General features: G+C 52.5%; 9 protein-coding genes. 5 read left to right on the forward strand and 4 right to left on the reverse strand.

All coding sequences use genetic code 11. The features are described from left to right. Positions 1-57: 57 nt before the first annotated feature. From CAF70_RS18770 to CAF70_RS18790, 5 genes are all read left to right on the forward strand, one after another. Complete coding sequence (locus CAF70_RS18770; RefSeq protein WP_085626353.1) at positions 58-2,055, forward strand: nucleoside-diphosphate sugar epimerase/dehydratase; 1,998 nt, start codon at positions 58-60, stop codon at positions 2,053-2,055. A 99-nt stretch (positions 2,056-2,154) separates the two neighbouring features. Continuing rightward, entirely contained in the window at positions 2,155-3,225 is a 1,071-nt protein-coding gene (gene rfbB, locus CAF70_RS18775; protein ID WP_085626354.1) for a dTDP-glucose 4,6-dehydratase, read from the forward strand. Then, on the forward strand, positions 3,222-4,118 hold the full coding sequence (gene rfbD, locus CAF70_RS18780; RefSeq protein ID WP_085626355.1) for a dTDP-4-dehydrorhamnose reductase: 897 nt from the start codon (positions 3,222-3,224) through the stop codon (positions 4,116-4,118). Before rfbB ends, rfbD begins: the two co-directional genes overlap by 4 nt. Before the next feature lie 5 nt (positions 4,119-4,123). Then, positions 4,124-5,005, forward strand: a complete 882-nt coding sequence (gene rfbA / locus CAF70_RS18785; protein WP_085626383.1) for a glucose-1-phosphate thymidylyltransferase RfbA — start codon at positions 4,124-4,126, stop codon at positions 5,003-5,005. A 447-nt stretch (positions 5,006-5,452) separates the two neighbouring features. Next, the gene (locus tag CAF70_RS18790) at positions 5,453-7,333 is read left to right on the forward strand and encodes an acyltransferase family protein (RefSeq protein ID WP_085626356.1); all 1,881 of its coding nucleotides are present in this window, start codon (positions 5,453-5,455) and stop codon (positions 7,331-7,333) included. Between the two features lie 367 nt (positions 7,334-7,700). Here the strand turns inward: CAF70_RS18790 and CAF70_RS18795 are convergent, their stop codons facing one another. The 4 genes from CAF70_RS18795 to CAF70_RS18810 form a co-directional block, all read right to left on the reverse strand. Next, a complete protein-coding gene (locus tag CAF70_RS18795) occupies positions 7,701-9,692 on the reverse strand; it encodes a heparinase II/III family protein (protein WP_085626357.1) in 1,992 nt (663 codons plus the stop codon). 663 nt (positions 9,693-10,355) lie between these two features. Continuing rightward, complete coding sequence (locus CAF70_RS18800; protein WP_085626358.1) at positions 10,356-12,326, reverse strand: acyltransferase family protein; 1,971 nt, start codon at positions 12,324-12,326, stop codon at positions 10,356-10,358. Between the two features lie 463 nt (positions 12,327-12,789). Further along, positions 12,790-13,869: a DUF6270 domain-containing protein gene (locus tag CAF70_RS18805; RefSeq protein WP_085626384.1), complete on the reverse strand. Its 1,080-nt coding sequence runs from the start codon at positions 13,867-13,869 to the stop codon at positions 12,790-12,792. 581 nt (positions 13,870-14,450) lie between these two features. Then, entirely contained in the window at positions 14,451-15,656 is a 1,206-nt protein-coding gene (locus CAF70_RS18810; RefSeq protein ID WP_085626359.1) for an acyltransferase, read from the reverse strand. Positions 15,657-15,752: the final 96 nt, after the last annotated feature.

Below are 15,752 nucleotides of genomic sequence, written 5' to 3' on the forward strand. Positions count from 1 at the left end.
TAGAGTGATAGAAAGAAGACGCTAGACATGTCACTTTGTAAAGCTCTCAGAGGTTCTATGGATAAGCTGCGCTCAAGACTGCTTGGACTACCTCGACGCCACAAGCGGGCGATCCAGGTAGCGACTGATGTCATTCTGGTCTGGTTTGCGCTGTGGCTGGCGTTTGTCGTGCGCCTGGGTATCGATGACCTGGCCAATCCTGTCCGTGATCACACCTGGCTGTTCATCACAGCACCGATCATCTCGATCCCGCTGTTCATCCGCTTTGGCCTGTACCGGGCGGTGATGCGCTATTTCGGTAATGACGCACTGATCGCCATCATCAAGGCTGTGACCCTGTCTGCGCTGATCCTTGGCTTCATAATCTACTGGGCCAGTAACCACCAGAACGTGGTGCCGCGCTCGATCACTTTCAACTACTGGTGGCTGAGCCTGATCATGGTCGGCGGCCTGCGCCTGGCCATGCGCCAGTACTTCCTCGGTGACTGGTTTGCCACTGCAGTGCAGCACGTGCCCTTTGCCAACCGTGACGATGGCCTGCCACGGGTGGCCATCTATGGTGCCGGCTCGGCCGGTAACCAGCTGGTGGCGGCCCTGCGCATGGGCAAGGCCATGCGCCCGGTCGCCTTCATCGACGACGATGCCAGCATCACCGACCGGGTGATTGCCGGCCTGCAGGTGTACCAGCCGGAACAGCTGCAACGCATGATCGACGACACTGGCGCGGAAGAAATCCTGCTGGCGTTGCCCTCGGTCAGCCGCAGCCGCCGCCGCGAAATCCTCAACTTGCTGGAAGGCTACCCGCTGCACGTGCGCAGTGTGCCCGGCTTCATGGACCTGGCCAGCGGCCGGGTCAAGGTGGACGACATCCAGGAAGTGGACATTGCCGACCTGCTGGGCCGCGACGCGGTACCTGCGCAAGGCGACCTGCTGCAACACTGCATCATCGACCAGACGGTGATGGTGACCGGTGCCGGCGGCTCGATTGGCTCCGAACTGTGCCGCCAGATCCTCGGGCAGGCGCCGCGCACCCTGCTGTTGTTCGAACACAGTGAATTCAACCTGTACACCATTGCCGGCGAACTGGAACAGCGCATCATTCGCGAAGGCCTGGCCGTGCAGTTGATCCCCATCCTGGGCTCGGTACGCGACCAGGCCAAGATGCTCGATGTGATGCGCGCCTGGCAGGTGGACACCGTGTACCACGCCGCAGCCTACAAGCACGTGCCCATTGTCGAGCACAACATTGCCGAAGGCCTGTCGAATAACGTGTTCGGCACCCTGTACACCGCCCAGGCGGCGTTGCAGGCCGGCGTTGCCAACTTCGTGCTGATTTCCACCGACAAGGCCGTGCGCCCGACCAATGTGATGGGCAGTACCAAGCGCCTGGCCGAAATGGTGCTGCAGGCCCTTAGCCGCGAAGTGGCGCCGGTACTGATGGGGGACGCCAGCAACGTCTCGCAGGTAAACAAGACCCGCTTCACCATGGTGCGCTTCGGCAACGTGCTGGGCTCGTCGGGCTCGGTCATTCCGCTATTCCACAAGCAGATCAAGGCCGGTGGGCCGCTGACCGTGACCCACCCGAAAATCACCCGCTACTTCATGACCATCCCCGAGGCCGCACAGCTGGTGATCCAGGCTGGCTCGATGGGGCAGGGCGGTGATGTGTTCGTGCTGGACATGGGCGAACCCGTGAAGATTGTGGAGCTGGCGGAAAAGATGATTCACCTGTCCGGCTTCAGCATCCGCTCCGAGCGCAACCCGCTGGGCGACATCGCCATCAATTTCACCGGCCTGCGCCCGGGCGAGAAGTTGTACGAAGAGCTGCTGATCGGCGACAACGTGATTGCCACCCGCCACCCCATGATCATGAGCGCCCATGAGGACTATCTGCCCTGGGATGTGCTTAAGCAGCGCCTTGACGCCCTGCGCGTGGCGACTGCAGAGGATGACTTTGCCACCGTACGCCAACTGCTGCGTGACACCGTCAGCGGCTACGTACCAGGTGGGGAAATTGTGGATTGGCTGTACCAGCGCCGGCGCATGGAGCCCTGAACGCTGCACCGACAAGAACAGGCGTTGCCGGCGGCGCAACGCCCACATGAACTTCAAGCGTTGTAGAGTTTGAACGCGGGAATTGGGAAGAACTGAACGATGACTATTCTGGTAACTGGTGGTGCGGGTTTCATTGGCGCGAACTTCGTCCTGGACTGGCTGGCCGGCAATGACGAACCCGTGGTCAACCTCGACAAACTCACCTACGCAGGCAACCTGCAAACCCTGAGCAGCCTGCAGGACGACAAGCGCCATATCTTCGTGCACGGCGATATCGGCGATTCCGAACTGGTTGCCCGCCTGCTCGAGGAGCACCAGCCGCGTGCCATCGTCAACTTTGCTGCCGAGTCCCACGTTGATCGCTCGATCCACGGCCCGGAAGATTTCATCGAAACCAACATCGTCGGCACCTTCCGCCTGCTGGAAACCGTGCGCGCCTACTGGGGCGGCCTGGACGCACAGGTGCGCCAGGCGTTCCGCTTCCTGCATGTGTCCACCGACGAAGTGTACGGCTCGCTGGCCGCCGACGAACCGGCCTTCACCGAAACCCACCAGTACCAGCCCAACAGCCCGTACTCGGCCAGCAAGGCCGCCAGCGACCATCTGGTGCGCTCGTATCACCATACTTACGGCCTGCCGGTGCTGACCACCAACTGCTCGAACAACTACGGCCCGTATCACTTTCCGGAAAAACTCATCCCGCTGATGATCGTCAACGCCCTGGCCGGCAAGCCGCTGCCGGTGTACGGCGACGGCCAGCAGATCCGTGACTGGCTGTATGTAAAGGATCACTGCAGCGCCATCCGCCGCGTGCTGGAAGCCGGTAAAACCGGCGAGGTTTACAACGTGGGCGGCTGGAACGAAAAGCCCAACCTGGAGATCGTCAACCGCGTGTGTGCTTTGCTGGACGAACTGCGCCCCCGCGCCGACGGCAAGCCCTACGCCGAACAGATCACCTACGTGACCGACCGCCCCGGCCATGACCGCCGCTACGCCATCGACGCCCGCAAGCTCGAGCGCGAACTGGGCTGGAAGCCTGCCGAAACCTTCGAAACCGGCATTCGCAAGACCGTGGCCTGGTACCTCGACAACCAGCAATGGGTGCAGAACGTACAGTCTGGCAGCTACCGCGACTGGGTCGAGAAAAACTACGCAGGGCGCTCGGCATGAAGATTCTGCTACTGGGCAAGGACGGCCAGGTAGGCTGGGAATTGCAACGCAGCCTGGCCCCTCTGGGCCAGGTGCTGGCGCTCAATGCCCGCAGCCGGGCACACTGCGGTGACCTGACCAACCTGCCGGGCTTGGCCGAAACCGTGCGTGCCTATGCCCCTGATGTCATCGTCAACGCCGCCGCCTACACCGCCGTGGACAAGGCGGAAAGCGAGCGCGAGCAAGCCTTCAAGGTAAACGCCGACGCCGTTGGCGTGCTGGCCCGTGCTGCTGCCGATTGCGGCGCACTGCTGGTGCATTATTCCACCGACTACGTGTTCCCGGGGCAGGGCACCCAGGCCTGGCGCGAAGACGACGCCGTTGGCCCGCTGAATGCCTATGGCGAAAGCAAGCTGGCTGGCGAACAGGCCATCCAGGCTGCCGGTTGCCGGCACCTGATCTTCCGCACCTGCTGGGTGTATGCCGCACGCGGCAACAACTTCGCCAAAACCATGCTGCGCCTGGCTGCGGAACGCGAAAGCCTGGGTGTGATCGACGACCAGCACGGCGCCCCGACCGGTGCCGAACTGATCGCCGATATCACCGCCCACGCCATCACCGCCGCCCACCGCGACCCGACCCTGGCCGGCCTGTACCACCTGGCGGCAGCCGGCGAAACCACCTGGTGCGGCTACGCCCGTTATGTGCTGGAGCAGGCAGAAGCCCTGGGTGTGCCCTTGAAAGCCCATGCCGAACAGGTCAACCCGTTGACCACCGATGCCTACCCGACCCCGGCCAAGCGGCCGGCCAATTCGCGTCTGGACACCCATAAACTGCAGAAAGCCTTTGCCCTGACCCTGCCAGACTGGCGCCTGGGTGTGGCTCGCATGCTTACGGAAATACACGAGAAATGACCACTATGAAGCGTAAAGGCATCATTCTGGCGGGCGGGTCGGGTACCCGTCTGCATCCGGCCACCTTGGCAATTTCCAAGCAACTGCTGCCGGTGTACGACAAACCGATGATCTATTACCCGCTGACCACCCTGATGCTGGCGGGTATCCAGGACATCCTGATCATCTCCACCCCGCAAGACACCCCGCGCTTCGAGCAATTGCTGGGTGACGGCCACCAGTGGGGCATCAACATCAGCTACGCCGTGCAGGCCTCGCCAGACGGCCTGGCACAGGCATTCCTGATTGGTGAAAACTTCATTGGCAACGACCTGTCGGCGCTGGTGCTGGGCGACAACATCTATTACGGCCACGACTTCCAGCAATTGCTGCGCAATGCCATGGACCGCGGCGAAGGTGCCAGCGTGTTCGCCTACCACGTGCACGACCCCGAGCGTTATGGCGTGGTGGAGTTCGATGACCAGGGCAAGGCGATCAGCCTGGAAGAAAAACCGGCCAAGCCGAAGTCCAGCTATGCCGTGACCGGGTTGTATTTCTATGACAAGGACGTGGTCGAGATTGCCAAAGGCATCAAGCCGTCTGCACGGGGCGAGTTGGAGATTACCGACTTGAACCGGGTGTACCTGGAGCAGAACCGCTTGTCGGTGGAGATCATGGGGCGCGGGTATGCCTGGCTGGATACCGGGACGCATGATTCGTTGCTGGAGGCTAGCGGGTATATTGCGACCATTGAACGCCGGCAGGGGTTGAAGGTGGCTTGCCCCGAAGAGGTGGCGTACCGGCAGGGGTGGATTGGGGCGGAGCAGCTGCTCAAGCTGGCTGAGCCGTTGGCCAAGAATGGGTATGGGCAGTACTTGAAGCGGTTGGTGGGGGATAGGGTTTATTGAAACAGGCCGTGAACCTTGTCTAAGTGACGATGGGAAAATTGATGATGAAGTGTGAGCTGCATACTCGCCTTCATCATCTGTTCTTTGTCTGATGCATTTCAGGATTACGCCTGGCCTCCTTGTTCTTGGTCTAACTGGACACCCTGAAAGGGGGCGTGCTGTTCGATCAACGTCCAAGGTCCAATCTATCTCACTTCGGCCAAAAAAAGCTCGTGGCGGGTCTGCTTGTGTTTACCGTTGTATTCAAACTTGGAAAGCTCATCCGTACCCACGACTACGGTAAGACAGCGCGTATCGCGGCGCCTTGGCGTGCGAAATCACCTGGCACCGCCTTGGTAGTCAATTTGTAATCAGGCTTCGAGCGTAGGATGCGGCGTTACGGTAATATGGCGCTAGGCACGCAGTAGCAAACAGTCTGAAGTCAAAAGAATAAAATAGAGATTTTTAATGGATCAAGGGATTAAATTAAGGAATGATATTCAGGCCCTTCGGGCGGTTGCCGTTCTTGGCGTGATATTATTTCACTTAAATAAAAATTGGCTTCCAGGCGGATTCGTTGGTGTAGATGTATTTTTTGTGATTTCAGGGTTTTTAATAACTCGTATTGTTTTGCAAAAGAAAGAGGATGGTGTATTTTCTGTTTTCGACTTTTATGTTGGTAGGATTTGTAGGATATTTCCGGCGTACTTCGTGTTGTTGATTGTTGTCTCTTTGTGTATGGCTTTGCTGCTAATACCGCGAGACTTTGAGTTATTCAAGGATAGTGCCGTTTCGGCGCTTTACTTTAATGCTAATTCGTTCTTCGCATTGCAGAATGATTATTTCGCACCTGCTGGTTACGAGCTACCGTTACTCCACACGTGGTCGCTTGCTGTAGAAATGCAGTTTTATTTGCTGCTTCCCTTGGGCTTGGTGTTCTTGCCGAGTCGACTCTTAATGCCGACTATGCTGGTAGTAATTGTATTGTTTGTCGCGTTTTCGGAGTATCGCCTTCGGCAGGGGCATCAACAGGAAATGTATTTTTCGCTGTTAGCAAGAGTTCCCGAGTTTCTGATCGGTGGAGTGGCTGCAGCGTGGTCAATTCGTCGAAGTATCTCGCAGGTATCATCAACCGTTTTTGCATGTTCAGGGGGGATTCTGCTTTGCTGTAGTTTTTTCTTTATTACGGAAAATCACAGCTTTCCCGGCCTGATGGCTTTACCAGCATGCATCGGTACAGCTTTGATCCTGATCAGCCCGAAGAGCTCGTTCAATAATGCAATCTCATGTCGGCCGCTAATTTTTTTGGGGGCGCTTTCCTATTCCCTATACCTCTGGCATTGGCCTATTCTGGCGTCCATTCGCTACTACTCGGGTACTTATGAACTGCAGGGGGTGAGCGCACTGGTATTTGTTGCGTTGACGTTGGGTAGCGCATATCTTTCCTATCGGTTTGTAGAATCACCTTTCCGGGGCAGGTTTTCTATTAAGCCAGTCATAGCCCGTCTGGTTGGGTTAGGGGCACTTACCGTCTCGGCTATCCTTCTTGCGGGGATTGTAAATCCGAGGCTGGTTGATCCACTGCCGTCGGATTTGACCCGATATGCTGATAGTTCAGTAATCTGCCACGGAAAAATTGTAGGTGATTGCGTTCTAGGTGACCGCGAAGCCAGTCGCACAATAATGATGCTTGGTGATAGTCACGCCGCGCAGTTGAACGCCTTTGCTGATGTGGTTGGTAAGGCACTTCATGCGAAAATAAGAGTGATCTCGGCAAGTGGCTGTGTAAATATTCCTGGTTTTGACGTTGGCCGAATCGTGGAGTGGGCGCGTACGGCATGTCTTAATCAAATTGCCGAAGCAGAGAAATTTGTGCCTCAGGCTGATGGATTGATTCTTGCTGGAATGTGGCAGCTTCATTCATCCAGCGAAAACTTTATGAGTCAACTGGACAGCTTCATTTCAAGAGCTGCCGAAAGGAAGCAACCAGTGCTCGTTCTTGCTCAAGTACCTATGCTTTCATCAAACCCCCAGCGGATCTATCGAGCCAGTAGTATTGGTCTGCATCTTCCGGTCTCTGTGAATCCAGAATGGGCTGGTGCTAATGCGAAAGTCAAGGAGCGTGTTTCAAAATATCCTAACGTGACGTTCCTGGACTTGTCAGATAATCCATTTTTTTCCGATGCGCCGCTGCAAGATCATACCTTGATCTACCAAGACACTAATCATTTAAATAAGGTTGGTTCGCAGCGATATGGCGAGATGGCAGCCCCGTTTCTGGAAAAATTCATGACCCGCGTAGACGTCTCAAAGGGGGCCACTGCCGATTTTGCATCGACGCCGCGGTAAACCAGTTTAGACGAACGAAGGTACATATGATGAGCAGGGTGTTCGGTCCTTGGTGCCCAAGTGACCGGAATGGCCGTAAGTGTACCAGTAGTTCCATATTCGCTGCGCTTACTTATGAGTACTTGGACAAATATTGTTTTCTCTACAAAGCCAATCGACAAATCGATAAGTTCCATCCCGGCCAAGAAACGCTGACGGTGGGTCCGCTTGCGCTTTGCGGCGTACTCTAAATCGGAAAGCTCAATTGACTCATGGGCAAGGCTTGCGCGAGGCTTGTTGAGCGGGGGCAATTTCAGCACAGGTCGGACGACCTGTGCTGATTTGGTCGCAGAACCCTTAACTGTCTATTCAACGTTGGCACTGAACCTTACATACGATCGATTGAAAAGCGCTCGAAGGCATGCTTAGAAAGCTGGCTCATTGTTGCGCCCTCCGACAACTTCAAGGCGACGGTGAAAGTAGCGACAGGGTCGGTGGAAATAAATTCTAGACAAGAATTTTCCAGAATTTCTCCGAATTTAATGGAGTGCCAACCACGAATGTCGGGCTCGGTCTGGCCGAAGACTAATCGACCACCGATGGAGCTTAGCGAAAACAAACTCCCACTGATGCCGCCTCCATGGAAAGTGAAGACTCCCGGGTCGCATTGACTAATCGTGATATCAGGTCCAAAAAGAAATCGTTGGACTTTGGCCTCTGAAAATGACCGGGAAGATGAGATTTTGTCTATTTTAATAATATCGTTTATCCAGATTTCATCAGGCCAACATACTATTATGGTTCTAGTGGCTGAAACAGTGCCATCCTCCGTTGTGTAGTGGCACTTAACCTCAAAGCCTGAATCGCTCTCGCAGAAAGAATCAATTGATCCCAGAATTCGACCGAAGGTCTTAATAATTTCTGTTCGACGCTGATGATCGAAAGCTAATGGATATATACCTGTGTGCCCAGTTGCTGAATCAACATATCTGCCAAACCCAGCCTCTCTATCGTAAGAATAAGAGCCCGCATCAATTAGTATATCTACTCCTTTATATCTTAATGTGATGCTGGAGTCGTCCATCTGTTTGTGAGTTTCTGCTCTAGATCCGCACTGCAAGGAAAGATAGAAATCATCATTCTTGACAACTGCAAACCCTGAGTCAGGGAAAAATTTTGAGTGATTGATAGATGATTCATTCAACAAATATACAGGAGAATCCCCTATTGGGGGGACGCTGCTGTCTTGGCGTACGCAATGGCGCAACGCAATTTCAGCGCGATTTATGATAGTTCTTAAATTCGAGAATTCGGGTGATGTCAATTCTTTAGCATCAAGTAAATTGAAAAAGACCTGATAGAGCTGAAGGTTGTAATTATGGTAGCCTATGGTATTTTCATTGCATAGGCCGTCTGCGCAGAAGGCTTTGGCTGCAAGTTTTAAGGTTCTGAATGTGGAGATGCTATAATATTTTTTTCTTAAGTCACTGCGTGAAGAGTAATACTGGCTTGCGGTGGCAAGTGCTATGTTGCACATGAGTCCGTGATTGTTTTCCTGGAAATTCTCCTCGGAAGAGAGCCATTCCAGACATCGATAGAGCTCGCGGCAAACTTGGAAGCGAATATCTTGATGCTCTATTTTAGATTTATGTGTGACTTGTAGATATTTGATAAAGACTTTGACGCGGGTGGCAGTCGAGTGATCGCCAGATGGAATGGATTCAACATACAACCTGTTTTCTGGTATGGTTACGAACTGCAAGAAGCTCTCAATGCTTTGAGTTGCCATCGAAAGAAAAATTGACTTTCTATTCACCTCAAAGGTTGACAGCAAGCAGCCTGCGAAGTTAAGGGATAGCAGCCACATAACATTAGAGTTATTGTTGCTTTTAAATTTGCGTCTCCAATCGATTCGCGTAAATTCGCCCAACTCGATTTCTTCGCAATATTTTGCCAGAGAAAAGCGTAGAAATCCGTTTTCGTTGAAATTTTGATTGCGTAGGGGATAAAAATCCTGCGGAATTTGAGTGAAAGGCTGAGAAAACGAATTGATAGATTCAGTGGTTAAGTCTTGTAGGTTTTTTTGTGGAAGTTTATTGTGGTTTGATTTGTATGATATCACGGAGATTTGATTGGATTTTTCAATCTCTACGGGCTCGTTTTCGACCCTCAAAAAGCCAGCGACTTGATAGTTGCCTGTAACTTCTTTGGTGTCAAAAATAAATGATGGGTTTGGTGAATACCTAGAGGTATGAATCCTTTCATTATTTCTGAAGATGTAGTAGGCAAACTGGGCGTTCTCCAGGCATTCATTTAACAGGATTAAACAGTTTATCTTCCCGTCAATGAATTCTGCTTGGACCTTTTTGATTCTCTTCATTTTCCATCCTGGATGACTTTGAGTTTCTGTGTGATCAAATTTATAGAAAGAATGATCACCCCGCGCAATGCAGCTTGCGTTCTGATCGTGTAGTGCGTAGCCGTTTTATCGCGATGCTGTTGCCGGTCGATGAGACGTGGCTGGAGTAGGATGGCGCACTTAGCTAGGTGTTCAGTCTCAGAGAGTCATGGTACATCCTTAGCGCCTCATGAGGAGGATGCATTTCGGACAGACGTATCCGTGGCTCAGTCCGCACGACCCCGAGTATCCGAGTCGAGCTCCAAACGTCAAAAAAAGTCCAATCGAACCGTCATCAAATGGCGATCACGAGCCACCACGCAGGATTTTCGGATGGGCCAGCCAAACCGTCTAGTGCCAAGCTGACAGCCGCTGAGGAGGCGATTGTGGTCGAGTTCCGATAGCGGACGATGATGCCCCCGGACAATATGCTGAGCCACCTCCTTGATTATTTTCCACAGCTAAGCCGCAGCGTCTTACAGAGCTGTTCACTGACGAAAGATTCAGAGGTAGCGCCAGGTCAGTGGCGTTGCTAATGGTAGCTAAGAGATGATGCCTGGATCATGATCAGAACTCGGTTTCTGACCCACCGCTGACGAGCAAGTGGGTCGGAAACGCTCAAGTGATCAGGCAGAGTTGAAGGCGCTATTGAACGCCATTGATGCCAAGCTGCTGTGCTTTTGAGGAGAGAGCTGCAATCGGCTGCGGCAACGTTTCAGTTTTAATTACTTCACGTCCGATCAGCTCTGATCCAACCATGCTCAGGTGGCCGCGATCATAGTAAAGCAGCGCACCGCCCTGATAAGCAGAGCAAACCCCGTTTTTACACACTTGATCTCGCACACCAAACGTGCTGACGTTTGGATATCGACTTGCCAGCTCCGTCAGGTAGGCATTTGTTTCGCTATCCGACGTTGATGCAAATGTGGATTTTGAAGCGCAATCCATTCCCGGGAAGCGAATGGACTTGGCACTGCACATGCGATCCAGCTCTTCAAACACAGGTACGTTCAAGGCGATTATCACTTGATTGCCACTGCTGGCCAATTCGGCGACGGTCTTCTCAAACTGAGCTTTGCCATTTGCTTTGGCATAGTTTTCCCAAGCTGCGCCAATGATCACGGTACGATATTTCCTCGATTCAGCGAAGGCTTTGTTATTGAATTCCTGACAGGACTGCTGCTGTGCTGGTGGAACCAGTCCTTTCAGTTCACGAACCGGTGGGCAGGAGGAGTGCGAGATATTACGCACGGCGAAGTGAGTATCCTCTGCCACCACCTTGATGTATCCCACATAGTGAGCAGCATTGGAGTCGCCCCACAGCAACGTTTCCGCCGGCTGCGACTTATCACCAATCAGGCATCGATCCTGGGTCCACAACTTGGGATCATTCTTGAACATCTGGCAGTTGAATGGGAATTTGCTCGCTGCCTTGGTATTGAAGTCGTGCTGATTTAACTGGGCGAGGTAGGCTTTCCCGGAAGCGGAAGGCCAGAGCCCTTTGTTCTGAACGAGTACGTAGCTAACAGCCACAACCGCCAGGCTCGTTGCGAAGATCGGAGTTGCCTTGGTAATCAGCCAGCGAGGCGAATGGGAACGGAAAGGCGTTTCGATCAGGCGGTACGAGAGCTCGGTTAAAGCCCACATGAGCAGGGCGCATGCGATGCCTCCTGCCAAAGTTGGCTCCCCGTAGGCATACCGATAGAACGCCAGCACTGGCCAGTGCCAAAGGTAGAGTGAGAACGAGCGGAAGCCAATTGCCCGTGCGATGGGCTTGGCCAGAAGTTTGGCAAGCAGGCCAGCTTGGTTGGATCCACCAAGAATCAAAAGCGCCGTGCCTATTGACGGGATGATGGAGCGGATACCAGGGAATCCACCTTTTTCATCGAGTACAGCGAGAGAACCACCGATTAAGAACAAGCCTGCCAGGCCTGCAGCATTCGCCGCTGTGGCACTGACACGGCGAGAGTCCTGCCACAGGAACAGCAACGCACCGATCAGCAATTCACCCGCACGGGACGGCAGCATGTAGTAGGCGAACGACGGGTCGCGGGTTACGTAGTATTCACTTATTGCGAATGAGGCAATTGTGATAATCACCGCGCTGGCCGTAAGCAGACGTTTGCCGCCTAGCTTCATGGCGATGATCATCAGGGCTGGCCAGATCATGTAGAACTGCTCTTCTACACCCAGTGACCACATGTGCAGCAGAGGCACGGTCTCAGAGGATGGCGCGAAATAGCTGGTATCCAGGAATAGCCAGAAGTATACGTTTGCGGCCGAAAGCGCTGCAGCGATTGCGGAACCTGAGAGGTCCTTGACGTCTGCCGGCATAAATAGTGCCGACCCCGCCAGCAGGGTTACTGCTGTCACAAAAATCGCAGCAGGGAGGATCCGACGGACGCGGCGACCGTAGAAGTCAGCAAATGAGAAGCTGGCACCTTTGCCATAGATGATTCCAGTAATCAGGAATCCTGAAATGACAAAGAACACGTCGACACCGACAAAGCCGCCGGGGAGCCACTGCTTGTTGAAGTGGAAGATTGTAACGGCCAAAACGGCCAAGGCCCTCAGTCCGTCTATGTCTGGACGATAGGCCAATTGCTTGCCATGCATTTGCTGAATCCCTAGAACCTCTCGAAAGGGAGGATGATACCGTTTTGCCTTGTTCTTAGCCTAGGGAAACTCCGATCAAATCAGCCCAGGTTGGCCGACCTGGGCTGAAACAGCCCCCCGCTCGGCCGCCTTCCAGAAATCGGATGAGCTTTGCCGATTCCGAGTACGCCTTATGAGTAAGAAAACCTGGCGTGAGCGTTCCATTGCTGGGATCGACCGGTTGTCTCAGGGAGTGGAATGGCGTGCCACCTTGCTCTCCGCTTCGCGCACCAGTATCCATTTCACACCGATCACCTGTCTCGGGGTAGTTCTCACACCCATCGCTGGCTGAATGCTGAACTGTTCTGTGGTAGGAAGCCAGTTGTCGGCTGCTGAGTATAAAATCGGGTGCGCTTGATTTGATGCCGGCTCGAGTTCAGATATGAATACTGATATTGATGTTGTTCCCTCGATTACTGCTCGTTTAGGCGTTCAACGGCCTTACGGTGCATTTGCTAGAAATTTTTTCACCTGAAGAGTCCTGGTAGAAGGCCATTACGGTCAACTCTCCAAGCGTTTCAGGAATAGGGAAGCGTGCATCTGGCAAACTTTCATACCAACGAACGTCATGCCGATCGCCATCGACTAGTAAATAGAAGGCGAATTCGCCACTTTCATGAATTCTTCCTTCCGCTACCAGTGAGCAGTGCGCAAAAATTCCATTTTCAGACTTGCATGCCGCAACTGTAATCGTTGCCCCTTCGGAAATAAGCAGCGATTTCTCCGGTAGGGTATCGTCGCGCAGCAAGACCTTGGTGTTATGTTCAGATTTTATCGAATTCAGTTGTGCGAGAGCTTCTGTATAATATTGCTCGCAATAGTGAAAAGGGGAGGCACCCCAGCGGTGATGTTCGTCTGACGTCATGAGATGTGCTGGGAAGGTAAGAAATTGACGCTTCGGAATCCTTTTTTCCAGTTCGTTATACATCCAGTCCAGTTCTTGGTTGGCCTTTTCAATCGCAGCTAAAGAAACCGGAAAAATTGTATCGCTTGGATTTTCAAAGCGCGAAGCCCAATAAACTTTGTTGACGATCAGGCAGTCAAGTTTTTTATGCTGTTCCAGGACCTCAAGAAATTTGTGCATTCCTTGAAGCCATCGCTCACGACGCTCAGATGACCCCGGTTTGATTAATTTGAAACCATTGACGCTACTATCGGTCAGTAAGCCGCTCTCGGCTAATTCGCTAGAGTTTGTAATAATCTGCCCGGAGGGTAGCGCCACAAGGTCAAATCTTTCGTCGATTAGATCGATGAGGATTATGTCGGCGCTCTGAAAGACTTCCGGTTGCGTAAGAATCTGCTTGGAGAAGTCGCATGCAACCATACGCCGCCTGAATGCAGAAGGTATGCGGTTAAGTGCGTCTTCATTTTCGTATGGGGCACTGTTTAGTGAAGCCATTGAAGATCTTGCAAAGTAATCCGTTAACTTAAATGATCGGCTATCCTCTAGATTGAATATATCTCTAGATACACAACTGCCATAAATAGTTAAGTTCTTGATCACTATCTTCTTCAACCTTCTTGTTCTTGCTTCACATAAATTGTATGGGTCCTGTTCCCTCAGGCCTTTCAGTTCGCTTCGCACCTGCCGTGTTGGACAGCTTGGCTGTGTAGCGGCAGCGGAATCTCATTATCCATAGAAGGCTTGGGAATGCAACGCAGACTCTGCAACCTGTCGACCATTTTCTGCTAGGAGAGCGAGCAAAAACGAATATTGGATCCAACATTCAGGATTAGGAAGATTATTTGAACGAATTGGTGTTGAAATTGCTGCTCTGCAAAACATTGAACCACGTTCAACGTCTAATAGAGAAACGTAAGCGAACGCAAAAAAATGTGATCTCCGTCACACTGGCGGAGGCTGTGGCGCGAGATCTGATTGAAGAAAAATATAGCACAATACGATTTGGGCGATCCATGTGAGTGGTTGGGTCAGGAACTGGAACGCCTGTCGCAGGTCCTCAGTTTAAAATACGAAGCGCCCCTTCGTGGAACCGCACCTCATTCGCATAGCCAATCGCTCCGTGACCCTTAGTCAAGTTAGGTCACGGAGCGCTTACAGTACACTCGCCTTTATCGTCGGACTCAGACCTGTATGGGGTGCTGCTGATCGGTTTCCTTTAGCGGGGGCTTAGACTTGTTAGCCAAGAGAAGAGAGGAGAATTTGTTTGCTAAAGTAATAGCAGGTAAATCGACTTTCAAATGGAAGAAATAGGATGCGATAAGGGTCAGGGTAACTGTTGTGATTAATGTTAATGTCATGGCGGAAAAATTCATGCCGACATGTTTGGTAAAGAACTGAGCGACCATGACCAGGATGAAGGTGTGCAAGAGGTAGAGGGAGAATGAGAGCTTGCCGAGCCACTTCATAGGCTTGCAGTCCAGAATTGCGAATGTGCGTTGTGCTTTCAATACGCTGAGAAGAATGATCAAGCCACCGAATGCAGGCATGATCAATAGCCAGGAAGGCTGATAGCCTGTAGCGGCGGATAGCGAACGAGTCATATTGCCGAGCAATGAGTAGGAAGCGCTCGCAGAATGAAAACCAGCTAAGTACAGCCCAATGAGCAGTCCGATCAAACAGGTCGCAGTTCTTATGGTGCTGGTTTTTTCCTCATTGAATCGGAACGTGATTAGCATTGAGCCGAGGAAAAAGAGCGACGTATACATGGCTGTTTTGTTCGTTGACGCAGAGAGTGCCAGGAACGCTGCGATGCAGAAAATGCGATATACAGCAGAATTTCCGCCAAAAAGGGCGAATGCTGCAAAAATGGCGAAGGATCCAATGAGTTCTATCTGGATGGTCCAAAGCACATAGTTGTAGCGGCTGTCCCCTAAAGCTAATGCGCCATAAATAGCGTCGCGAATAGCGCCGTTCCATGTTGCGTTGAACAGATAGGGCGTTGAAAGCACTGGGGCGGGACTGATAGCTGGTGCTTCATAAACGCCAAGCTTCATCAGGATGCAGCCGATAAGAACAGACGCGGCGACAGGTACGCCTAAGCGAATATAGCGTTTAACTGATGCTTTATGAATAGAGCCGAGCACATCGGCGTGCCGTGAGATGCTATAGGTAAGCACCAGGCCGCTTAAAATAAAAAACATCGATACAGAGAAGCCGCCGCGATAGAAGAAAGAGACTGGGCTATCAAACCATTCGATTCCGTCTAACGGGCGGCCGTTGGTCCGTAGGCCCAGATGCATCGCTGGGTAGTACCAAAACAGCGCATGGGAAAAGATCACGATCACGGCGGCAATGCCGCGAATCCCATCCAGCTTGGACAGACTCATTTTATGAAGTGCTTGTCATTTTCTTATGTCAATCCTGTGGTTATGCTTGATAGCGATCAGTTTGGATGCATTGGAATGAAATCAATGGCGATACTC

The sequence above is a fragment of the Pseudomonas sp. B19(2017) genome, assembly GCF_002113165.1.
Lineage (GTDB): Bacteria > Pseudomonadota > Gammaproteobacteria > Pseudomonadales > Pseudomonadaceae > Aquipseudomonas.